The organism is Hyphomicrobiales bacterium (assembly GCA_039973685.1).
Lineage (GTDB): Bacteria > Pseudomonadota > Alphaproteobacteria > Rhizobiales > JACESI01 > JACESI01.
The window spans coordinates 1-23,035 of record JBDWKL010000028.1; the positions used below are offsets into that span (position 1 = coordinate 1).

Annotated in this window: 21 protein-coding genes; 11 read left to right on the forward strand and 10 right to left on the reverse strand. The window is 49.7% G+C overall.

Going from position 1 to position 23,035, the window contains the following annotated elements:
• The 5 genes from ABJO30_08045 to ABJO30_08065 all read left to right on the forward strand — a co-directional run.
• Positions 1-965 (forward strand): FMN-binding glutamate synthase family protein (locus tag ABJO30_08045; protein ID MEP3232764.1); only part of this gene is annotated, 965 nt, incomplete at its 5' end.
• Between the two features lie 59 nt (positions 966-1,024).
• Entirely contained in the window at positions 1,025-1,435 is a 411-nt protein-coding gene (locus tag ABJO30_08050) for a hypothetical protein (GenBank protein MEP3232765.1), read from the forward strand.
• Between the two features lie 232 nt (positions 1,436-1,667).
• A complete protein-coding gene (locus ABJO30_08055) occupies positions 1,668-2,546 on the forward strand; it encodes a bifunctional 5,10-methylenetetrahydrofolate dehydrogenase/5,10-methenyltetrahydrofolate cyclohydrolase (protein MEP3232766.1) in 879 nt (292 codons plus the stop codon).
• Between the two features lie 41 nt (positions 2,547-2,587).
• On the forward strand, positions 2,588-2,737 hold the full coding sequence (locus tag ABJO30_08060) for a hypothetical protein (GenBank protein ID MEP3232767.1): 150 nt from the start codon (positions 2,588-2,590) through the stop codon (positions 2,735-2,737).
• Between the two features lie 8 nt (positions 2,738-2,745).
• Positions 2,746-3,936 carry a cytochrome P450 gene (locus ABJO30_08065; GenBank protein ID MEP3232768.1) on the forward strand — a complete coding sequence of 397 codons (1,191 nt, stop codon included), beginning with the start codon at positions 2,746-2,748 and terminating at the stop codon, positions 3,934-3,936.
• Positions 3,937-3,938: 2 nt separating this feature from the next.
• Here ABJO30_08065 and ABJO30_08070 read toward each other — a convergent pair whose 3' ends face one another.
• The 4 genes from ABJO30_08070 to ABJO30_08085 form a co-directional block, all read right to left on the reverse strand.
• A complete protein-coding gene (locus ABJO30_08070; GenBank protein ID MEP3232769.1) occupies positions 3,939-4,511 on the reverse strand; it encodes a hypothetical protein in 573 nt (190 codons plus the stop codon).
• A gap of 82 nt (positions 4,512-4,593) precedes the next feature.
• Positions 4,594-4,749, reverse strand: a complete 156-nt coding sequence (locus ABJO30_08075; GenBank protein MEP3232770.1) for a hypothetical protein — start codon at positions 4,747-4,749, stop codon at positions 4,594-4,596.
• 72 nt (positions 4,750-4,821) lie between these two features.
• Complete coding sequence (locus ABJO30_08080) at positions 4,822-6,177, reverse strand: ammonium transporter (protein MEP3232771.1); 1,356 nt, start codon at positions 6,175-6,177, stop codon at positions 4,822-4,824.
• Positions 6,178-6,327: 150 nt separating this feature from the next.
• Positions 6,328-7,293 carry a GlxA family transcriptional regulator gene (locus ABJO30_08085; protein MEP3232772.1) on the reverse strand — a complete coding sequence of 322 codons (966 nt, stop codon included), beginning with the start codon at positions 7,291-7,293 and terminating at the stop codon, positions 6,328-6,330.
• Between the two features lie 167 nt (positions 7,294-7,460).
• Between ABJO30_08085 and ABJO30_08090 the strand changes: the two genes are divergently transcribed.
• Genes ABJO30_08090 through ABJO30_08105 form a run of 4 tightly spaced genes read left to right on the forward strand, consistent with a single transcriptional unit; the run spans position 7,461 to position 12,545 of the window.
• Positions 7,461-8,711, forward strand: coding sequence for a sarcosine oxidase subunit beta family protein (locus ABJO30_08090; GenBank protein MEP3232773.1), 1,251 nt, complete (start codon positions 7,461-7,463; stop codon positions 8,709-8,711).
• A 9-nt stretch (positions 8,712-8,720) separates the two neighbouring features.
• Positions 8,721-9,002, forward strand: coding sequence for a sarcosine oxidase subunit delta (locus tag ABJO30_08095; protein ID MEP3232774.1), 282 nt, complete (start codon positions 8,721-8,723; stop codon positions 9,000-9,002).
• Positions 9,002-11,974 carry a sarcosine oxidase subunit alpha family protein gene (locus tag ABJO30_08100; GenBank protein MEP3232775.1) on the forward strand — a complete coding sequence of 991 codons (2,973 nt, stop codon included), beginning with the start codon at positions 9,002-9,004 and terminating at the stop codon, positions 11,972-11,974. The genes ABJO30_08095 and ABJO30_08100 overlap by 1 nt, the downstream gene beginning before the upstream one ends.
• Entirely contained in the window at positions 11,967-12,545 is a 579-nt protein-coding gene (locus ABJO30_08105; protein MEP3232776.1) for a sarcosine oxidase subunit gamma family protein, read from the forward strand. Before ABJO30_08100 ends, ABJO30_08105 begins: the two co-directional genes overlap by 8 nt.
• Positions 12,546-12,554: 9 nt before the next feature.
• Here ABJO30_08105 and ABJO30_08110 read toward each other — a convergent pair whose 3' ends face one another.
• Positions 12,555-15,854: an AsmA family protein gene (locus tag ABJO30_08110; protein MEP3232777.1), complete on the reverse strand. Its 3,300-nt coding sequence runs from the start codon at positions 15,852-15,854 to the stop codon at positions 12,555-12,557.
• Positions 15,855-16,182: 328 nt separating this feature from the next.
• Here ABJO30_08110 and ABJO30_08115 point away from each other — a divergent pair, with 328 nt between their 5' ends.
• Entirely contained in the window at positions 16,183-17,454 is a 1,272-nt protein-coding gene (locus ABJO30_08115) for a hypothetical protein (GenBank protein ID MEP3232778.1), read from the forward strand.
• A gap of 92 nt (positions 17,455-17,546) precedes the next feature.
• On the opposite strand, the gene ABJO30_08120 is transcribed toward ABJO30_08115, so the two are convergent.
• A complete protein-coding gene (locus ABJO30_08120; GenBank protein MEP3232779.1) occupies positions 17,547-17,942 on the reverse strand; it encodes a hypothetical protein in 396 nt (131 codons plus the stop codon).
• 224 nt (positions 17,943-18,166) lie between these two features.
• Entirely contained in the window at positions 18,167-18,625 is a 459-nt protein-coding gene (locus ABJO30_08125) for a BA14K family protein (GenBank protein ID MEP3232780.1), read from the reverse strand.
• A 324-nt stretch (positions 18,626-18,949) separates the two neighbouring features.
• Here ABJO30_08125 and ABJO30_08130 point away from each other — a divergent pair, with 324 nt between their 5' ends.
• A complete protein-coding gene (locus ABJO30_08130) occupies positions 18,950-19,633 on the forward strand; it encodes a Crp/Fnr family transcriptional regulator (GenBank protein MEP3232781.1) in 684 nt (227 codons plus the stop codon).
• A gap of 7 nt (positions 19,634-19,640) precedes the next feature.
• On the opposite strand, the gene betA is transcribed toward ABJO30_08130, so the two are convergent.
• The 3 genes from betA to ABJO30_08145 form a co-directional block, all read right to left on the reverse strand.
• On the reverse strand, positions 19,641-21,302 hold the full coding sequence (betA, locus tag ABJO30_08135; GenBank protein MEP3232782.1) for a choline dehydrogenase: 1,662 nt from the start codon (positions 21,300-21,302) through the stop codon (positions 19,641-19,643).
• A gap of 137 nt (positions 21,303-21,439) precedes the next feature.
• The gene (lhgO, locus tag ABJO30_08140; protein ID MEP3232783.1) at positions 21,440-22,648 is read right to left on the reverse strand and encodes an L-2-hydroxyglutarate oxidase; all 1,209 of its coding nucleotides are present in this window, start codon (positions 22,646-22,648) and stop codon (positions 21,440-21,442) included.
• 47 nt (positions 22,649-22,695) lie between these two features.
• Complete coding sequence (locus ABJO30_08145) at positions 22,696-23,022, reverse strand: (2Fe-2S)-binding protein (protein MEP3232784.1); 327 nt, start codon at positions 23,020-23,022, stop codon at positions 22,696-22,698.
• Between the last annotated feature and the right edge of the window lie 13 nt (positions 23,023-23,035).

Here is a 23,035-nt window from a genome sequence, read left to right on the forward strand (position 1 = left end):
GGATCCCGGACGAGCGCCGTTACTCTTCAAAATGGTTCTACCAGTGTATTCAGTCACGCTACGGTTTTAACCCACATCACCTGCAACTAGCAGATGGCTGTGAGTTCTTTATCGGGCAAGGCTGTAAGGTAGGCCTCGGTGGTCACTTGATGGGTCAAAAAGTGACTGACCAAGTGGCAGAGATGCGTTCACTACCAGCTGGTATTGACCAACGCTCACCTGCTCGCCACCCAGATTGGTTGGGTCCAGATGATCTGGCACTCAAAATTCAGGAAATCCGTGAAGCAACAGATTGGCAAATTCCAATTCAGTTGAAGCTCGGCGCAGCGCGGGTTTACGACGATGTTCGTATGGCTGCAAAATGTGACCCTGATTCAATCTACATTGATGGCATGGAAGGCGGCACGGGTGCTGGCCCACACTTGGCAACGGAAGAAACCGGTGTTCCAGGTATGGCCGCGATCCGTCAGGCCCGTCGTGCGATCGACGATATTGGTAAGCGTGGCGAGATCACTCTCGTTTATGCTGGCGGTATCCGTAACGGTGGTGATGTTGCAAAAGCGATTGCCCTTGGTGCAGACGCCATTGCGATTGGTCACTCAGCCATGATGGCGCTAAACTGTAACAAGGACATTCCTGAAGCAGATTATCCGTCAGAAATGGGCGTCCGTCCTGGTCAGTGTTACCACTGCCACACAGGCCGTTGTCCAGTAGGTGTTGCGACACAGGATCCAGAGCTTCGTAAGCGTTTGGACCCAGATGAAGCAGCAGAGCGCGTCTATAACTTCCTTCACACATTGACGATGGAAGCACAGATGATGGCGCGTGCCTGTGGCAAGACCAATATCCATTCACTGGAGCCAGAAGATCTAGGAGCGCTTACAATGGAAGCCTCTGCAATCGCTCAGGTTCCTCTCGCTGGTACTGAATACACCGTTGGTGTTGACGACTACCACCACATTTAAGCCCCGCTCGCTCAGCCGGACATCGTTCGGCTGTGGCGACAGGCACAAGGAGAGAATAAATGGCTGGAACAAGCTATAAAGGCGCTGAAATTGAAGACGTCGATCACTTCCTCAAAGGTGGTGGTATCGACAGCGAGCGCGAACAAATCATCGGTCAGCACATTGGTTACCGTTATGACGTGAACCTATTGCCAGACTATGATCGTCTGACCCCTTTCTTGAAGGGTTATATCGAATTCATGGGCTGGGAAGACCTCAACTGGCTTGAGGATGTTCACATGGGTTATGATGACGGTAAAGCAGCCGTTTTTGATCGTAACATCAACGGTTGGGTCGCAATTCCAGAAAGCATGGATTTGGCAGATAACCAGCAAGACCGTGACATGATTGCTCGTGAGCTTTTGATCAAGTTTCAAATGTCACCAGATCATCCAATGGTGCAGTTGAACAAAGCTTATAAAAAGTTCTAATGCACTGCATTTAACGAGAATGAGAAAGCCCGCTGTTGATACGGCGGGCTTTTCTTTTGGCAATGCGATGATGAGGTCATATCCAGCGTTATGATAAGCCCATGCAAGCAGGAGCGAAAGGTGCTGATCACGCTTGACATATTTGCGCCAGCACGTGACGAGTATCGAAGAGCGGGCAGTGGTTTTGGTGGTTAGTAGCCGCTGTAAATAGATAGTAATTAGGAACTAAAAATTGAACGATCATCGCATCATTGATGGCCGCGCTGTTCAGCAGAAATTGCTGGGCGAGATCGCAGGGCTTGTCGAAACACTGACACAGGAAAAACCAATTGGACGTCTTGTCTCTGTTAGCATCGGGGATGTCGCGGAGGTCGACGTTTACATCCGCAATCAAGAACGCGCTGCGGCGAAAGTCGGCATTCCTTTTGAACGTCTTGCATGGCCTGAGGCGATAACGCAGGCGGAAGCAAAAGCGCAATTGGTTGCGATGAACGACGACCCGACAGTGCTCGGCGTCATCTTGCAGCGGCCTGTGCCAGACAGCATCAATCTGCGTACCTTACAATCAGCCATCCACCCGCTGAAAGACATTGAGGGCATGAACCCCGCATCCATTGGCAATATCGTTTATAACGATGTCACCATGGCGCCGTGTACGGCTGCTGCAGCCGTTGAACTTATCCGAGAAACTGGTCTCGATATGAAGGGCTTGGAAATTGTTATGGTGGGGCATTCTGAGATCGTCGGTAAACCTGCGGCCATGATGTTAATGGCGGAAGGCGCGACGGTCACTGTTTGTCACCACATGACGCGATCTGTTGCCATGCATTCGCGACGTGCGGATGTTGTGGTTGTGGCTGTCGGAAAGGCGCATTTGATCGGGGCAGATATGATAAAACCGGGTGCTGCCGTTATTGATATCGGGATCAATCAAATCACAGATGACAACGGGAAGTCGCGCATTGTTGGCGATGTTGATACCGATGCGGTCAAAGAGGTCGCAAGCTGGATCACGCCTGTTCCGGGCGGCGTTGGCCCCGTTACTGTCGCGATCTTAATGCGCAATGCCGCGCGTTCATGGGAGCGGCAGCTTGATATGGGGTGGGTTTAGCGTCTAGCATCCCATGCGTAAAAGTTGTGAGGGAGGTCGCTATGCAGAGGCAAAATCTGATTGATCTGGAACCGAGCGACATGCCGCTCTTCCAGGGCTGCTATTCACTCCACCGTATTGCCTCGCTTTATAGCAAGCGCCTGCTTCACCATGAACGGGCGGGCATGCGTCGCGATGCTTATATAGATTGATTGTGTCAATGCAGCAGGCTCAACCTCTTCCATTCCTGAACCTCAAAGACCCCAATTTTTCCACAAAAGGGCAAGAGGCAAAGGATGCGCGGGCTGAGAACTGGTGTGCGGAAACACCGTTCGGTTTGGCTGTGCTGCGCTACCGCGAAGTAGGCCTTTTATTGCGAGACAAAAGACTGCGACAGGGCAGTTATGCGTGGCCGGACAAGAATAACCTAAAGGGCAGTTTCGCAGAATTTTGGAAGCGCTCGGTGATTTCCCGCGAAGGCAAAGATCACCGAATATTGCGTGACCTTGCCATTCCTTCGTTATCAGAGGAATTTGTTGATAGTTTAATTCCGCAATTTGATGTGGCGGCTGAGACGCTTGCCAATGCTTTGCGTGGGCGTTCGTCATGCGAGTTTATGGAAGATTTTTCCATTCCCTTTGCAGGGCAAGCGATCTGTATCTTACTGGGGTTGCCGCTTGATCAGTGGTCGCAGATTTCACACGACGCATCAGACCTTGGTCTTGCAATGGGCATCAACGGCCTTGACCATCAAGAGACATTCAACGCGGCTTGTGATCGGCTGACGACATTGTCGCATGAATTGATTGCACGGGCGAGGGTAGGCGATGATCAAGCGAGTTATATTGCTCGTCTTGTGAGACGCTACGAAGAGATGAGCCTTGAGGATGAGCAAGCGCTCGTCGACCTCATTCTGATTTCCATCTTCGGCGGTGTTGATACAACGCGCTCCCAACTTGGTTTTGCAATGAGCTTATTCGCTGAACATAAGGACCAATGGCAGGCGCTTTGTGCTGATCCAAATTTGTGCCCGCAAGCAATCGAAGAAATCATCCGCGCTTGGCCAACCACCACATGGGCGACCAGAGAAGCGGTTGAAGATTTCAGTTTTCAAAATGTTGAAATCAAAGCGGGGACCACGCTTCACATGCTGGTTCATTCTTCCGCAAGAGACCCGCAAATTTGCGAGGAACCATCGTTCAATATTCTAGCCCCGCGCAAACGTCATTTCGGCTTTGGCGGTGGGGCGCATCATTGTATTGGCCATTATGTCGCCCGCACGGATATGGCAAGCGCGTTGCGGGCTTTGGGGCGTGTGTTGCAGGACTTCGATGTGGAGGGTGCGCAGTATCTCCCAGATAGCGGCAACACTAGCCCCATAAGCTTGCCCCTTAGCTACAGCGTTAGATAGCCTTACTTTTTCAGCATCGTTACTGCTTCGTCCCAATCTGGTTGGAAGCCAACGATCACGATGTCATCGCCAATATTGGGATTGAAGACGCGGTTATGCCAAAGGGTGGCGCTGTGGGCGGCTTCTTCCTCTTTCAAGATGCGAACGTGGCAAGGGATTTTGTAACTCTGGGTGAATTGCTGGAAAGATAATAGACACTTTCCTTCGACTAAGAGCTGCTCAACCAGTGCTGAATTCTTGGCAAAGAGTGCGGTCAGTTCATCTGAAAACTCAATCGCCCGTTGGTAGTGTGTTGCCTGCAAATAGGTGAGTGCCTTTTTGTAAACGTCTTGCGGATCGTTATGCTTTTGCACCTGAAACTTTAGAAAATCTGTGCTTTCTTCTGGGTTCTCTTTCACCATCAAAACGATGACGCCAGCGGATAATTGCGTTCCTTCGCCATCATAAAGGGCTGGGCGCATGCCTTGGCTAGGGCGGCCACCATCTTCGCGTAAAGCAATCTGACGGATGCGGCATTGCCACGTTAAAAAGTGGTGGGAATAGTCGTGTGGTTGCAAGGTTTTCTCACTTAGCATGATGATGTTATTTCTTAGATTTTAGTGCGGAAAAAAGGGCCGCCAAGTGGCGACCCCTGATTTTGTTCGCTTTGTTAAGCGATTAGTCTTTGTTGACCTTGGATTCGTGTGAGTGGCCAACCATAAGTGCGACAACGCACAGGATGACTGCGATAGCGAGCCAGATCCCTTCAGACCCAGCACCCACATAATAAGCCGCGTCTGTTACCGCGTCCCAAGTTTCAAAAGATGCACCCATTGGTGTTTCCTTTCATGGTTTTCGTTAATTGAAGACCGGTAGGGCGTGAAGGTCACGCCTTACCGTGGCTGATTACTCAGCAGGGTAAGCCACTGCTGGCACTTCAGAGATATCCAGACCGTCACGTTCCACTTTCTCAGAAACGCGCAAGATGCCCATTGCATTGAAGAGTGAAGCGAAAACAAGACCCGGAACGAAGCCGATAAGCGCCATCACGATTGTACCAATCAACTGACCGAAGAAGCTGATTTGTGCTGCTCCCTCAGCTGCTGTTGATGGGATGCCAGAAGCGAAGATACCAACGCCAAGCACACCAACTGCACCAAGGACACCGTGAACCGTTACAGCACCAACTGCATCATCAATACCCATCTTCTCGATGAATTTTGCTGAAGCAGGCATGATGAAGGCACAAGCAACAAAGGCGATCGCAAATGTCATTGATGGCAGATAAACGTCAAGACCAGCAGCTGTTGCGATAATGCCGCCAAGACCAGCAGACATCATCCAGAACGGATCACGTGTTGTCATCCATGCACCGATGATACCGCCACCGATTGCCATCAACAAGTTGAAGGTCAATGCAGAAAGCGTCATTGGTGTGCCGTAGATGTTTGTGAACTCTGTAGCAGACCAAGACCATGCTTCACCTGGGTAGATCAAACAAGCCATAAGGAAGCCCCAGAAACCCACGATAATCATCATCAAACCGATCATTGCCATTGGCATATTGTGACCTGTAATTTGGTTTGCTGAGCCGTCTGCATTGAATTTACCGATCCGTGCGCCGAGTGGGATAAGAACCCCGAGAGCGAAGAAACCAGAAATCATGTGAACAACACCAGAAGCACCAAAGTCGTGGTAACCCCATTTTTGAACAAGCCAGCCATCTGCATGCCAACCCCATGCCGCAGCAACAACCCAAGCAAAAGAGCCGAGGATGATGGCAAGCACAACGAATGGTACGAGGCGGATACGTTCAATAACAGAACCCGACATAATGGAGGCGGTAGCACACGCAAACAACGTAAAGGCACCGACAAACACACCAGAAGCATTGTCACCCAAATGCGGGCCCATCACTTCTGTTGCAGGATTTGCAACGGCTGCTGCATAAGCCAAACCACTGATTTCATTTGGCCCGACACCAAAGTTTAGACCAGTTGGGAAAGCCCAATATACCCACCAGCCGAAAAAGTAGAATGTTGGCAGCATGAATGCGAAGGCCAAAATATTTTTAATTCCGGATGCTAGAACGTTCTTGGCGCGCGATGCGCCCATCTCATATCCCAAAAATCCGACGTGGATTAGGATCATAAGCGGTATCGTAAGATAATAATACGTCTCTGCCGCGACCGTATTTCCAGTCGCATTTGCGGCTTTCAAAGCTGCGACCTCCGCCATTAATTTGGCAACTTCCTCTTCCATTAAATAGTCCCCCTCGATTGGTTTATTATCTGCGGCTAAATTAACAGCCAAAAATCGAGCATACCAAAATGGTCAACATTGGTATGCAATTGGTATTTAACCATTCATTAATAAATAAGTATAGCCCCAAATTTCCCGACTGAATTTCTCTTAAAAACTCGGCTGTTGGGGGCCTTTTTTTCGGTGCTGTAGCGGGGTTTCGTCGTATTTTCGGTAAAAGAATTTTGCTAGATGCGAGGCAGATTGAAATCCGCAACTTACCGCAACCTCTGCAACCGATAGGGCGGTCTGCTTCAACAAACTACTGGCCCGCGCAAGCCTGAGGTCGCGATAAAAATGAGAGGGTGAGGCCCCAAGGTGGGTCCTAAACAATCGGTCTAATTGGCGGTGAGAAATGTTAAGCTCACTGGCAATTTTTGCGACGGGTAATGGCACTTCTAAGGCTGTTTCCATTTTGAAAAGAGCATTAGAGACAGTCTCGTTGCGTGTGGCAAAACGAAAGGCGCGGGTTAGGTGTTGGGTTTGGTCGTCACCGCGTATCACATCATGGAAATAATTGTCCGCCACACGGCCTGCAATGGCTGTTCCCAGCGATGACGCTACGAAATTCAGCATTAAATCCAGACTGGCCGTTCCACCCGCACATGAAAATCGAAAGGCGTCGATCTCCATAATAGACGTGCGAACATCTAGGCTGGGATAAAGTTCACGATAAGCATTTTGGCATTTCCAATGAATTGTGGAGCGGCATTGGTTGAATAAACCTGCTTTGGCAACAAGGTAAGCCCCATCAGATAGCGACCCAATGCGACATTTTTCTCGCGCGCAATCACGAAGCCATTTTTCAACTTTGGGGTTAGAGAATAAATGCGTTCGTTCACCGCCGCACACCGCAATGACATCTGATTTAGCCGTGGGTGAAATTCTTTCAACGGGCAACTCAATACCACTGGAGGATGCAACCATCCCGTTTTCTTCGCCAACTAAGGTCCATTCAAAATGGGTCTGATCAACCTCAACATTAGCCGCGCGCAGCACATCTATCGCGCTGGATAGGGCGACGAGGGAAAAGCCTGGCACCAAAAAAAAGGCAAATGTATTAGCGTGCTGCTTCATGCAACCATTATGAACCAATTCAATTGTGCATGTCCAATTTATATTCTTATTTGTCCGATTTGTTGTTCGGAATTTATGTTATTGAGCAGAAGCTGGCGCTTAATTGATTGCACTATCTTTAAATGACGGGTCTACTGCCTATCCGTCAGCAAGAAAGGCCAAGCCACGTGAAATATTCAGCTCTATCCGTTTTAAAGCAGGGTCTTACTGGCCATAAGGGCTGGAAACGCATGTGGCGTGATCCGGCACCAAAGGCTGAGTATGATGTGATCATCATCGGTGGCGGCGGTCATGGTCTTGCAACAGCTTATTATCTGGCAAAAGAGCACGGCATTACTAATGTCGCCGTGATCGAAAAAGGCTGGATTGGCGGCGGTAATGTTGGGCGGAATACGACGATCATCCGCTCTAACTATATGCATGCGCCAAATACTCATTTTTACGAGAAAAGCATGAAGCTTTGGGAAGGCTTGGAGCAAGACTTCAACTTCAACGCGATGATTTCCCAGCGCGGCATCGTCAATCTCTTCCATTCAGATGCCCAGCGTGACGGCTATGTGCGTCGTGGTAATGCCATGCGCCTTGCTGGTGTTGATGCAGATATTGTGTCGCCTGAAGAACTCAAGAAAATGGTGCCAATCCTCGATTTTGAAAATTCGCGTTTCCCCATCCAAGGCGGCTTAATGCAACGACGCGGCGGCACAGTTCGTCACGATGCGGTTGCTTGGGGCTATGCGCGTGGTGCAGATAGTCGCGGTGTTGATATTATTCAAAACTGCGAAGTGAAAGACATCATCATTGAAGGCGGCGCTGTGGTGGGTGTTGAAACCACCAAAGGAAAAATCATGGCGAAGAAAGTCGGCATGGCGGTCGCTGGCCACACCTCGCAAATCGCGAAAATGGCGGGTATCGAATTGCCAATTGAAAGCCATGTGCTTCAAGCTTTTGTGTCAGAAGGTATTAAGCCGTTGATTGATACAGTGGTGACGTTCGGAGCAGGGCACTTTTATATCAGCCAGTCTGACAAAGGCGGCTTGGTATTTGGTGGTGATCTTGATGGCTATAACTCTTATGCCCAACGCGGCAATTTGCCGATGATGGAACACGTTATGGCAGGCGGCATGGCGATTATGCCAGCCATTGGTCGTGTTCGGCTGCTGCGCCACTGGGGCGGTATTATGGATATGAGCTTTGATGGTTCGCCGTTCATCTGTAAAACGGGCGTTGATAAACTCTACCTCAATGGCGGTTGGTGCTATGGCGGATTTAAAGCGACGCCTGCCTCTGGCTGGTGCTTCGCGCACACAATTGCAAAAGATGAACCGCATAAACTCAATGAGGCGTTCACCATTGAGCGTTTCCGTGAGGGACGAATGATTGACGAAAAGGGCGTTGGCCCAAGTCCGTGGATACAATAGGAGGCAACCATGCATAGAATTAATTGCCCCTGGTGTGGGCTACGCGATGAAGCAGAATTTCAATATCAAGGCGACGCGACTGTTGTGCGCCCTGAGCCGGATGCGAGTGAAGAAGAGTTCTTCCGTTATGCCTATATCCGAGATAATCCGAAGGGCTGGCACACTGAGTGGTGGCATCACACTGGTGGGTGCCGTCAGTGGGTGAAAGTTGTACGCAACACGCTCACCCATGAGATACACGCAACAGGTGGTCCGCACGATGACCTTCCTCTGCCAGAGGGAGACAAATAATGAGCGCACATCGTTTAAAGAATGGCGGCATACTCATAGACCGTTCCAAGCCCGTGAACTTTACCTTTGATGGCAAGAGCTACCAAGGTTTTGAGGGCGATACCTTGGCATCAGCTCTGCTTGCCAATGGCGTCACCCTTATGGGCCGCTCGTTCAAATATCACCGTCCACGTGGGTGTTTAAGTGCGGGTTCAGAAGAGCCGAATGCCATCGTCGAAATGCGTTCTGGAGCACGGCGAGAACCGAATACGCGCGCAACCATTGCGGAGCTTTATGAAGGCTTGGAAGCAAAGTCACAAAACCGCTTTCCGTCTTTGGCGTTTGATGTTCAATCTGTGAACCAACTCCTCAGCCCGTTTTTGACCGCTGGATTTTATTATAAAACCTTCATGTGGCCTGCTTCCTTTTGGGAGCCAATCTATGAAAAGATCATCCGCCGTTCCGCAGGCCTTGGTAGTGCTGCGGTAGAGCCTGATCCTGATACTTATGAACACTCCCATGATCACTGCGACGTTTTAGTTGTTGGTGGTGGTCCTGCTGGTTTGGCGGCGGCATTAAGTGCTGCGAAATCGGGCGGTCGCGTTATCCTTGCCGAAGAACAAATGGCCTTCGGCGGTATGGTGTCGCCAACCGATATGATTGATGGCAAACCTGCTGACAAGTGGGTGGCGGAAACGCTTAAACAACTTGAAGGCATGAAGAACGTCACCATCATGCCGCGCACCACGGTGTTTGGTTATTATGACCACAACGTCATGGCAGCGCTTGAGCGTGTTAGCGATCATGTGAAAGAGCCAGAAGACGGCATGCCGCGTCAGCGCCTTTGGACCCTTCGGGCTAAAGAGGTGGTGCTTGCTTGTGGTTCCCATGAGCGGGCGATGACGTTTGACAATAACGATAAGCCGGGCGTCATGCTCAACAACGCCGTTCGTACCTTCGTTGAAAAGTTCGGCGTGTCACCGGGTAAGAAGATTGCCTTTGTCACAACCAACGATGATGCCTATCGCACGGCTGAAATCTTGCTTGATGCTGGTGTTGAGGTTGCAGTGATTGCAGATGCACGAACTGAGTTGAGCGAGGCAGCAAGTCGCATTAAAGCACGCGGTGTTGAGGTTGATCTTGGCACTATTCCAAGACAAGCAAATGGCGGTAAGCGGGTTAAAAGCCTGACGTTGCAAGCCTTAGATGGCATTGTCACAAGAACCTTCGGTTGCGACTGCGTTGCAATGGCGGGCGGTTATTCGCCAGATGTGCATTTAGCAAGCCAAACAGGCGTGGCACCCGTATGGGATGATGCCCTCAAAGGCTTTGTACCACCTGCGCCCATCCGTGCAGAACGGTCTGCTGGTGCGTCAAAAGGTTCGTTTGATTTGGCCGCTTGTTTAGAAGAGGGCCATGCAGCTGGACTTGAAGCGGCAGGCGCTGCTGGCTTTGAAGCTAAAGCAGGCAATGCACCATCTGCGGAAGCAATCGCCAATGGTCCAATCGCCGCAATTTGGCGATGTGCTGGCAACGGCAAAGCCTTTGTCGATTTCCAAAATGATGTAACCGCAAAAGACATCACCCTTGCTGAGCAAGAAGGCTTCGTCTCTGTTGAACATGCCAAGCGCTACACAACACTGGGCATGGCGACAGACCAAGGTAAAACCTCGAACGTTACAGGCATCGGCATTTTGGCCGAAGCGCGGGGCGAGCCGATCCCTGATGTTGGAACAACCCGTTTCCGCCCACCTTATTCACCTGTGGCAATTGGTGCCTTTGCAGGCCATGAGCGTGGCTATGAATTCCAACCTGTGCGCCGCACGGCCATGCACGCATGCGGTGAAAAACTTGGCGCTGTCTTCGTAGAAGCGGGCCAATGGCTGCGACCACAATATTATCCAAAACCCAATGAAGGGGTAATGGAAGCAATTTACCGCGAGAGCAAACAGGTGCGCGAAACAGCGGGTATTTGCGATGTTTCAAGCCTCGGCAAAATTGAGATTTTCGGCGATGACGCGGGCGAGTTCCTAAACCGCCTTTATATCAACGGCTGGAAACTCCTAAAACCCGGCAAAGCGCGTTATGGCTTAATGCTGCGTGAAGATGGTTTTGTGTTTGATGATGGGACGACATCCCGCCTTGCTGACGACCATTACTTCATGACCACCACAACGGCGAATGCTGCCCGTGTGCTTTCTCATATGGAACATGCAAGCCAAGTGCTTTGGCCTGATTTGGATGTTCAGTTCTGTTCCGCCACCGAACAATGGTGTGGTGTTGCGGTTGCAGGTCCGAACGCTCGCAAGATTTTGGAAAAAGCTTTTGGCAAAGCGCTTGATATGAGCGAAGAGGCCTTGCCATTCATGGGCGTTCAAACCTTTGAGTGGAACGGCACGACAGCCCGCATCTTCCGCATCAGCTTCTCTGGTGAACTTGCCTATGAGGTGAATGTGCCTTGGACCTATGGTGAGGAAATGTGGAATGCCATTTGGGACGCGGGTCAAGATCATGGGCTTATCCCTTACGGCACAGAGGCGCTTTCTGTCTTGCGTATTGAGAAGGGTCATGTGGCCGGTAACGAACTAGACGGGCGCACAACAGCCGCAGACATGGGGCTAGGGCGCATGATGTCGTCTAAGAAGCCATTCATCGGTCAAAAACTCGCAGGGCGTGAAGGCTTGATTGCCGATGACCGCGAGCAACTTGTTGGCCTCAAATTGATTGAGGGTGCGGAACGTCTTCGTGGCGGTGCGCATTTGTTTGAAGACGCTGATGACGCCAACCGCGAAAACGATCTTGGTTGGATCACTTCCGTCTGTGATAGCCCGCAACTTGGGTGCTGGATTGGTCTTGGCTATCTTAAAGGTGGCGTCGAGGCTTATGCAGGACAAACGCTTTATGCAGTAAACCCACTGTTTGGTGAAGCGCCAGCAGTAGAAGTTGTCTCACCTCATTTCTTCGATCCAAAAGGAGAGCGGCTCAATGGCTAAGTTTTCAGCAATTCATGCCCTTGGCGATAAAGAAGCGCTAGTGCGATCTCAAGAGGGGGCACCTGTGCGCATTGAGCTTGCAGAGTTCGGGTCTCTGGTTCAGCTGTTTGCCAAAAAGGGCAAAGAGGGCGCCGTTATGAAGAAGCTCGGCTTTGAAACAGAAGCGGGCAAAGGCATGAGCGCTAAAGGCATTACTTATTTGCCAATGGCACCTGGTCAATGGCTTGTTGTGGCCGATAAAGAGAAGAGCCCAGCCTTTGGTGATGAACTGGCGAAGGCTGTCGCAGGCATCGGTCATGTGTCAGAACAAAGTGCATCGCGCGTGCGTATTCGTATCTCAGGCGAGAATGCGCGTGATCTTATGTCACGGGGCTGTCGTTTGGATTTGCACCCCTCTGCTGCTGGTGAGGGCTTCACTGCTCAAACTGTGATGGCGCAAGTTGGTGTGACGATCTACCAAAAGAGCAACAAGCCGGAATATGACCTTTACGTCTATTCAGGCTTTGCCCGTTCGTTCTGGCATTGGTTGACCCATACGGCGGAACAATTCGGCTATGAGGTTGTGGCTTAGAGCTAGCGCTTAGTTTCGTTTCAGCAGACCACCAAGACCTTTGATCAGCTTTTCTGCTTGCTCAGCAGGTGCCGCGACTGCTGGAACTTGTACGCCGCCAGCAGGTGCCGTGCTGCCACCGCCTGTTTGTTGCTGAATGATATTGCTTACCGCATTGCCAATGCTTGATCCCGCAGGGGCTTTTGGCTTGGTACGCGGCACGGGAATATCCCCAGGCTGTAAAGCGGCAGCAGGTGCGCTTTGCTGATTGTTTTGACCAAGGGCAGACCCAAGCGCACCAATGGCACCTGCGATGCCGCCACTGCCTTCTTGGTTGCCATTGCCACCGCTCAATAAGCCGCCAAGGGCTTTGGTCGCTGTACCTGCAATGCCGCCTTCACCGCTCGTAATCTTGCTTACAAGATCAGCAGGTTTACTTCCCGCAATTGCTGCAAATCCGCCGCCGAGTGATTTGAGCTTGGCAAGTCCAGCAGCTGGGTTTTCCAAAAATCCGCTGATGTCTGGGTAGATGCGTGGTTTTGCCCATGGGCCATCAATCACGACAGGAACCGAAAAGCCTGAGAGTTCATTATCTCCACCTTGACCTTTTAGGCTGGCAACAACTTTGGGGTCTACACGGTAGTTGACGGTCTGCGCTGGCATATTCGCGCTGCCTTTGCCGGTAACACGGACCAATGGACCAATGAGGCTTAGATCAGAATTGCTCGCAATCCCGTCTTTAATGTTGAAAGAGGCGTTAAATGCGCTGAAGTCAGTTTTTTCGGATTCACTATTGTTCCAGCCTGACAAAGCACCCGAAGTGAGGTTGCGCATGGAGCGGGCGATGTTGATGCCGCGCAAGGCTCCATTAGTAAAGGCGAATTTAGATGAGCCGTTAAGCGATGAAACCAATGATTTTTGCGATTTACCTGCAGCCGTTAAGGCGAGGTCAAGGGCGAGCCCGCCCTCGATGCGCGTAAATTCTGCAGCATCCGTTAAAAAGGGTAGGGCGCTGACATTGGCAGAGGTAAGAGACAGATTAAGCGCTGGCGTCGGTCCTGATGCATCAAGTTGAACTTTGGCCGTACCAGTCCCTTCATATAGCCTCATATCGTCAAGGTTTGCATTGAGTTTGCCATTAGCGATGCTGGCTTTCAGTGTAAGCGGGCCAACACTCATGCCTTCTGCTTTGAGCGTTTTGACGCTGGCTGTTAGATCAATATTGGCAGCGTTTAAGGCGCTAAAATCAATTGGGTCAGCACTCCATTGTGCAGACGAGCTGCCTGAATTGCTGCTTGAATTGCCGCCGCCAGATGAAGCGGACGTTGCAAGGTAGGGATTAACATCCAACAAGTCGAAATTGATTGTCGCGTTGATTGCAGGCTTGCCCGCAAGATTGACGGACACTTCGCCTGTGCCTTTGATGTCGTCGAGTTCTGCGTTTAGCTTCTTGAGCGCGATGGTGTTCTCGCCCACGGTAAGATCGGTTTTAATGTTGAATTTGCCGTAACCCTCGCCAGCCGGAAGCTCTGTGCCGAGCCATGCTGCTAGGCTTTTAAGAGATGGGCCACTTGCACTTACTGTGCCTGATGCAGGCAGTGCTGTTGCGATGGTGCCATTAAAGCCAAGGTTTGCTTTTGATGATGAAAGACTGACATTGGTTGACGCAGCACCCCCACTAAGCAAGGCGTTGGGGTCTGCTGTCGCACTTAAACTAAGGCGTTCGCCGCGCCAGTTTGCATTGCCGTCTAATGAGATCGGTTTCGAGAACTCGTCGATCTTCACTGTGAGGTTTAATTTATTCACCACATCGGCCGCCGGATCTCCGACGACATCAGCAAGATTAAGGCCTTTTATTGTGGTGTTAGATAGCGAAATAGAGCCTTTTGCATTAGCCGTATTGGTGATGTTCTCTGGGCTCGTCCCTTGAAAACCAAACGATAAATCAACACCGAGAAGGCCATCTAGTTTATCGATTTGATCTTGTTGGCCTGCGATGGCGAGAAGCGATTTAAGCGAGAACCGTTCCGCCTTGATTGACCCATAGGTAGACAGGGGGGAGACTTTGGTGTCCGCAAAAATCGAACCGCTTGCAGAGCCGCCCACTAGGGATATGTCATCAATGATGAGGTTGGCTGCGCCATTGTTTAAAATCAGTTTTGCAGAAAGGTCTTCAATTTTATAATCGCCAGACTGGATCGAACCCGATGCAAACGCAATATTGGTGTCTATGCTTTGAAGAGCGGACAGATCGTGGCCGATGGTTTCGGTTGAACTTGTTGAATCATTATTTGAGCTTGCAGGGCTAACCGATTGTTTCGGGAAAAGTTTTTGAATATCGATCGCACCAAGATCAATCTTGCCTGACAGAAGAGGGCGTGGCGTTTTTGTGTTTACAGCAAGATCGACGAAGAACAGCGTGTCGATGATGCGTCCTTCTTCTAGCTTCAATGAAAATTCGCCATCAGACGCAGATACCTTGCCGCTTGCAACGACTTGGCCTGGGGCAATAGCATCGCTCCCCGCAGTCTTTTGAATGTCTGGTACATTCAGTTCCAAATCACCTGAGTAGAGCGTTTTAGCGTTTAAATCGAGCTTACCCTTGGTGCTTAATGTTGCCTCTTTGAAGGTCAGTTCTGTATCAATTGAGCCTTTGCTCTCGTTCAAAAAATTCTTGAATGAAGGTATTGTCCCACTCAAAGCGACAACTTCATCGTTGATGGCCGCAGATCCGGTCATCACCAGTGGCCCTTGAGGATCAGCAAGTGAGGCTGCAAGATTGAAATTTTTGACGATGGTCGGCGTTTCGCCTTGTTTGCCGACTTCGATACGCGCCTTATCTATCGCGAGCTTTTCGACACTTAGGGTGTTGAATAGCGTGGTAAATAATCCGTTCGCCGCTTCAGGGGCGTCATCTTGAGTTGTCGCAACCTCCGCTTGCTCTTCGCCATTGTTTGCCAAGAAAAGTGGGTTGCCGTCCTTATCAAGTGTCAGATTTATAAAAGGTGTATCCAGGCTGATTTCTTCAATCGCGATCGTACCGCTTATCAGTTTAGCCGCCGCCAGTGAAAAGCGAGCTTCTTCAGCCGATATGAGGGGGTCAGAATTGGGCGGGCTTATTTCAATCTTCTCAGCCTGAAGGGCAAGACTTGGGAAAACTGACATGGAGACATCCCCATTGAGCTCAATTCTCCATCCAGTGTTGTTCTCAATCAGATTGACAAGCTCACGCTTTATAGTCGCTGACGGCAGAATGAAGGGTGCAATAATAATTGCTGCTACCGCGATAGCGCCTAAAATTGCCACCCATTTTACGAGGCTGCGAAACAAATCCTATAGTCTCCCCAAAAACGACTCTTTAAAGCTAGCCGATTGTTAGTTCTAGCAAAGATTGAAGCATTTTGCGAGATAGTAATACTGTCTTTGCATCAAGCAAACCCACAATTAACGCTTCGTTTGAACGACTGTCTGTGTTCTTGCTGTTGTCGATTAACAATTGAAATAGGCCAGAATAAGGGGAAAGTCACCGAGTCTCGGCCATTTTATGGTTAATGATTTGTAAGCGATGGTTTGTTAAAGTTAAATTTGGCCATATTTGTCATTTTTAATTTGGCCAGCTCACCTAATTCAGTGACATTCTACATATTTGGGATGCAATATGTTTATTTCGAAAAACATTTATTTTCTTCTAGCTGGCGTATTTTCTGCCACAACAATTTTGCCTGTCACCAGCAGTTTTTCTGCAAATAACACATCATTTTGTCACAAAAACCATATCGAGTCTGAACGTTGTGGTGTGGCCGTTTCTTTGTTGCGAAAGCTATTGTTGCCGAAGCAACCAGCGCCACAACAAATCGATGAAGAGCAGGGAACGACGACGGTTCAAGAACCTGTTAAAGTGGTTCCACTTGGCTTTATTCCGATCCCCAAGTCTCGTGCAAACCAGTTTGACCCAACCCGCGCCGTGTTGGCAAAACCGGAAGCAATTGAAGTTATACCAGCAGAAACGGATCATCGGGCAGCCGTTACAAAAGCAAGTTTTTTAATTCCGTTTCCAACACCACGCCCAAGATACCAAACAAAATCCTCCCAGCAAGCAACTCAAGCAGCCGCAAGACCGCAAGTGACACAGGCATCAGCAAAGGGGTGTCTTGATCCGTCTCAGGTGGTTGATCCAGATATTCGTGGGCAACGTAAAACGCTCAGCAGTTCAAAATATTGCATTACTGAGACACGCGTGAGGGAAGGTGGGTTGAACTGGAAGCTTCATGTCATCAAAAACACAAAGCGATCTGGTCCGCTGTTTGTAATTCCGCATGACAATGAGAATTCTGCTTTTCCTTCCGCAATTTACGGCCTAGCAAAATATGGCGGCACGTTAGTGGCTGTGGAAGCGGGCGAACAGCGCATCTTTAAAGGACAAGACCCGAACCGTAACTTTGGCACCACCCGTTCAGCCGCCGCGGCCTGTCCAAAACAGCGCGCGCCTGCGCCAAAATACACCAATGCAATTATGGAGCACCGTAAATCAGGTCAACCAATTATAGCGCTTCACAGCAATTCAAACGGCTGGTCTGGTAATGGCGGTAGCGGTACAATCTCAATCAATCGCAACAGCAAAGTCATGCGCCCGTTCGTAACTGCTATTGCTCGTTCACGTCGCCTTGCGGATGAAGATACGTTGATCGTGATCGCAAGCACCAAGCCGCCAGGAAAAGATCGCGAGCAGGCAAAGGCGTTGGAGTATTTCACGAAGAAAGCTGGCGTGAATGTGCTCTATGAATATGTAAAGCCAACCCAAAATGATTGTTCGCTTTCCAATTATGTGGTGCTCAACAAACTTGGTAGCTATTTCAACGTTGAAGTTGAGAACGGTGATGTGAAGACACAAAAGAATGTGCTTGATATCGTTATGGGTTATGTCCGTTAGAGCGCTGCTGAATAACAATGAAAAAGCCCCGTCAGTATGAACGGGGCTTTTTCATTTTAGAGCGACCTTTTGTAAGGTTGCCTAGAATCTTCTCAATTATATGGAGAGTTGCAATAAGTTTCACCGTGGCGACGTGAGATATATGTGTCTGAGCGGTGGTCGTAAGTTCTGTACTTTGAGTAGCACCAGTCGAAATGCTTTTCCTGACGTCTCACACGGTATTCACGGCGCTTGCGGGGACGGTTGCGTGACTTAGAGGCTTCGCTTGCAAGCAATCCGCCAACAACAGCTGCGCTTACGCCGATCGTAGCGACACCTCGTTTTGTAAACTTTCCATTCTTTTTAAAGAAACCTACTTTTTCGATGGCAGTCGTTGTTTCGATGCTGGAAACTGAATTTATGCCGTTGGCATTCGCGGCCGTTGCCCCCACGAACACTGTTGCTGCTGCAAGTGTTGCAATCGCTAAATTTTTGAATGTATGCGTCATCTTATTATTCCCTGTTTAAAATAACTGTCTAATTTTGTGTCTGAGCGTTTGTTCGCCCTTCGATGATTTAAATGTAGGGGAGCAGGAAACAAAAGATGTGCATTGATGCACATTGCATTCACTGGAATGACTAGCTGTTGAAAAACAACGTTTTCTAATATGAGAAATAAAAAAAGCCGGCCTCATAAGAGGCCGGCTTTTGTGTTTTAATCGGTGCACTCACCCTAGGTGAATGGCGAATTACAGCGCTTTTTACCGTGTTTGTACGAGATGAATGTATCTGTACGGGCATTGTACGTTTTGTATCGTTTTGCGCACCATGCAACGTGTTTACGTAATGCAAGGTTACCGCTGTGACCATGATGACGACGACCAGACTTGATAGCTGAACCAACCACGACACCAGTAAGGATACCTGCACCAATACCTAATCCGATATTGCGACCTCTGAAGCCACGGCCACGGCTACTAAAACCACGTCCTCTGCTAAAGCCACGTCCGCCTCTGCTGAATCCACGGCCTCTAAAGCCACGTCCTCGTGATTGAACTTGTTCAATCGATTTGCCAGATTCAAAACTTGCAAGTGCATTTACTCCGCCAACTGCGTTGGCAGCTGTTGCACCCATCGACATTGCAGCTGCTGTCAACGTAGCAATCACTGCTTTTTTAAGATTAGATGTCATGTTGCTGTTCCTTGTTCAGTTTTTGAGTCGACCATATGTCTCTAATTTTCCGCATTCTTTCAGCGACAATGGTCATCTTCGCGTCGTGGTTTTTTATTCTCATATCTGCACGACCACTTCTATGGGGATACCCAACACGCAGAACTGTTTGTATTTGTAGTGTTTGTTTCCTGTATGGAAGATGAATGGTTTGTTCAGGAAGGATATTAACTGGAATTAAAGTGATAAATGCTCGCAAATTAAGTTTATGGGCATATCGAAGCAATTAAACTTGCACCAAGATTTCTCTTTGTTGCAATCTTTGAGGGTATCAGGGGGAACACTATGAGTACGCTCGCAAACATCGATATTTTCTCAGAACTGCCTGAAAATGTGATCGACAGCTTGTCAAAACGGTGTGCCTGGACGAAATATAATGAGCACGAGACCATTATCGACTTTGAAGATGATATTGGCAGTGTTTACTTCATTACACGCGGAAAAGTGCGGGTTATAATCCGAACTGAGGGCGGCAAAGAAATAGTTCTTACCGAAATTGCGGAGAATAATATTTTTGGCGAACTTTCCGCCATTGATGGGCTATCGCGGTCGGCAAATGTGGTTGCAATTGAGCCAACGCAAGTTGGTGCCATGTCTATATCCGTGTTCTTGGCTTCGATGCGCGAGTATCCAGATATGGCATTGGCTTTGATGCGACTGTTGAGTTCGCGGTTGCGCGCGTTGAACACGCGTTTGACTGAGCAATCCTTCCTTGATGCCAAACATCGTCTTTATAACGAGCTATTACGGCAATCACGCCCGCGTAAAGGGTTTGAAGAGCAGCGCATTGTTTCGCCGCCGCCTGTTCAAAAAGAAATGGCGGAGAAGATAAGCTGCCGTCGTGAAGTGATTTCTCGCGAACTCGCCAAACTTAAAAAAGATGGCGTGGTGGAAGTTTTACGCGGAGGGTTGGTGATCCATAACCCAGCAAAACTTTCAAAAATGATCTCAGACGCTTGGGACCGCTAAGCCCTTCTTAGCGCTGACTTGTCTTCCAATTTGGATGAAACCATGGTTTCGCGTTTGATCTGGCCAAGGGATCGCGCCCTAGAATATGGTCAGATGCTTTTTCGCCAACCAATATTGATGGGCCATTCAAGTTGCCGTTGGTGATGCGTGGGAAGATGGAGCTGTCTGCCACACGCAAGCCATTAACGCCGATAACTCGACATTCAGGATCAACCACGGCCATCGGGTCATCAACGCTGCCCATTTTCGCTGTGCCACAGGGGTGATAAGCGCTCTCGGCGTGTTCGCGGATGAAGCTGTCGAGTTCGTCATCGCTTTGTAGCGCATTGCCTGGTTGAATTTCCTTGCCAGCATAGGGTTTGAACGCCTCTTGCTCGAATATCTCTCGTGTCAGTCGAATGCAGGTTCTGAAGTTCTCCCAGTCTTCCGCTTTGCTCATATAATTAAACACAATGCGAGGCGGCTCTGATGGGTCAGATGATTTCAGCGTCACTTCGCCGCGTGAAGGGGAGCGCATCGGGCCGACATGGGCTTGGAAGCCATGACCTTCGGCTGCTGCTTGCCCATCATAGCGCACGGCAATCGGCAGGAAGTGATATTGGATGTCTGGATAATCAACACCAGCAGCAGAACGGATGAAGGCCGCCGATTCAAATTGGTTGGATGCGCCAGGGCCTGTTTTGGTGAAGAGCCATCTCGCTCCCACATAGGCTTTGCCCAGAAGGTTCCAATATTTAAACAAGGTAATCGGCTGAAGGCTCGCCATTTGAATGTAGAGCTCAAGATGGTCTTGAAGGTTTTGACCAACGCCGCGCCTATCCGCCACAACTTCAATGCCATGCTCTTTAAGGTGAGGCGCGGGGCCAATGCCTGATAGCATCAAAAGCTTCGGCGTGTTGATGGAGGAGGCAGCAACGATCACTTCGCGCTTTGCTCGCACAATTTCAACGCCCTTAGACGTTTTAATCTCAACACCAACAGCACGGCCATCTTCAATGATAACGCGCTGCGCAAGGCCTTTTACAAGGTTGCAATTGTCTCGCTTGAGAGCGGGCTTTAAATAGGCGTTTGCAGCCGACCAGCGCTGTCCTTTGTGGACGGTCTGTTCCATCGGGCCAAAGCCTTCTTGCTGCTCACCGTTATAATCATCGGTGGTCTCAAAGCCTGCTTGTTTGCCTGCACTAACGAAGGCCTGAACCAGCGGGTTATCGCGTTTGCCGCGAGAGACATAAAGCGGACCATCTTTGCCGCGCCATTCAGCATCACCACCGTGACCACCGCTTGACCAGTTCTCCATGCGTTTGAAATAAGGAAGCACGTCAGCATAGGACCAACCATCCGCACCGCTTTCTTGCCAATGGTTATAGTCACCCGCATGGCCGCGCACATAGACCATGCCGTTGATGGATGAAGAACCGCCAATTACCTTGCCACGGGGAGTGGCGAGGCGTCTGTTTCCCAGATGCGGTTCTGGTTCACTTTGATAACCCCAATCATAGCGCGGCATGTTCATAGGGTATGAAAGCGCACCAGGCATTTGGATCAGCGGGCCTGCGTCAGAGCCGCCAAACTCAATAACCAGCACACTGTTTTTGCCATCTTCTGACAGGCGATAAGCCATGGCACAGCCGGCAGAGCCTGCGCCTATAATGACAAAATCAGCTTCCATAACTCTCAATCCTACTCGCCACTCTACCTGACGTTTTATCCATCTTGGGGGAACCGTTGGTGTTCTTCCAGTATATCAAAATTTACACCTTTTAGCATAGAGCATTCGCTTACTTTCGTCGTGGCTCGTGCTGGGCGTCAACCTTCGTCGGTTTGTTCTGCCTTGGTTATAAGCTCTACAACATAATCACCAATTGGCAGCGACGAGGTGGCGGCTGGAGAGGGGGCATTGCAAACATGCAACATGCGGGGTGTCTGTTTGACCAAGAAGTCATGATAGAGCGAGCCGTCACTCAATACAGCCATAGCGCGGATGCCTGTTTTGTAGGGCTCCAAATCATCGAGGGTGAGCGATGGGCAGTATTTTTGACAGAGCGAAAGATAATAGCGCTTGCTCAGTGAATTACGGATTTCGCGTATGCCAAATTTTAAATTCTGGAATATGGAGAGCCAAAATCCCGAAAATCCGATCATCTGACCGAGGTCTTTGAAATTGATAGAGCCTTTCGCATACCCTTCACGCGCCAAGCCTAGCACGGCATTAGGGCCGATGGTTACTTCTCCGCCGATCATGGGAGTAAGGTGCACACCAAGGAATGGCAGGTCAGGGTTTGGAACGGGGTAAATCAGATGCTTCACCACATCATCAAGGCGGCGGTTGAGCTGGTAATATTCACCGCGAAACGGGACGACTTGAAAATCAATATCAATCCCCGCCATTTTAGCAAGACGATCTGCCTGAAGGCCTCCGCAAACGGTGAGGTGGTCCGTTTTAAACTGTCCCTGTGATGTTTCAACAATCACATGGTCAGCGTGTTCCATGATAGCTGTCACTTCAGAGTTGAGAACCACCTTGCCGCCGCTCTGTTCAACCAGCTCCGCCATTTTTCGCGTCATAGCTGGATAGTCAACAATGCCGCTGGTTTCATAAAATAGGGCACCGACGCCTGCTACACTAGGTTCACGTTCCCGCAACTCATCAACGCTCACACGTACAGGATTTAAGCCGTTGGTTTTTGACCGTTCATAGAGCGCTTCCATACGGGGCAGTTCTTCGTCGCTGGTTGCTACAATCAGCTTACCAACTTGCTCGAATGCCACTTGGTGCTTGCTACAAAACGCGATAGTTGCCTCAACGCCTTTATGGCAGAACTCCGCTTTTAAGCTGCCCGGTTGATAATAAACGCCTGCATGGATTACCCCGCTGTTGCGCCCCGTTTGGTGAGCCGCAAGTGTGGCCTCTTTTTCCAAGACGGTGATGGATTTGTCAGGGTGTTTTTCAGATAGTTTAAGCGCTGTGGCCATGCCAACAATGCCGCCACCGATAATGAGGAAATCTGTGTTCATGGTCATGCCTGATGATCAGCACCTACGCCGCATATTGTCAAACAGGTTTACGCTTTTTGTTGTTTGCGCTTGAGCGAATTTTGGCGCATTTCCATCAGGCGAGCCGTTTCGCATCTGTTATGTTCTTCGCGAATTTCTGCAACGAACGGAATAATGGATGTTTCAGGCGTATCAGCTTGTCTGTGGAAGTTCTCGGTTGTCGCCACAATGATATTGATCACATTTGGAAAACAGCCACAGCAACGACCACGTTTGTTCATCTCGTGATAAACGCGGGAAGGGGTGATGAGTGTCCACGGGTCTTCAGTGAGAAACCCACGGATTGTCTCTTCAATTTCCAGTTTTGTGACAACATTACAGCTGCAAATCAGCACGGGATATTACCTT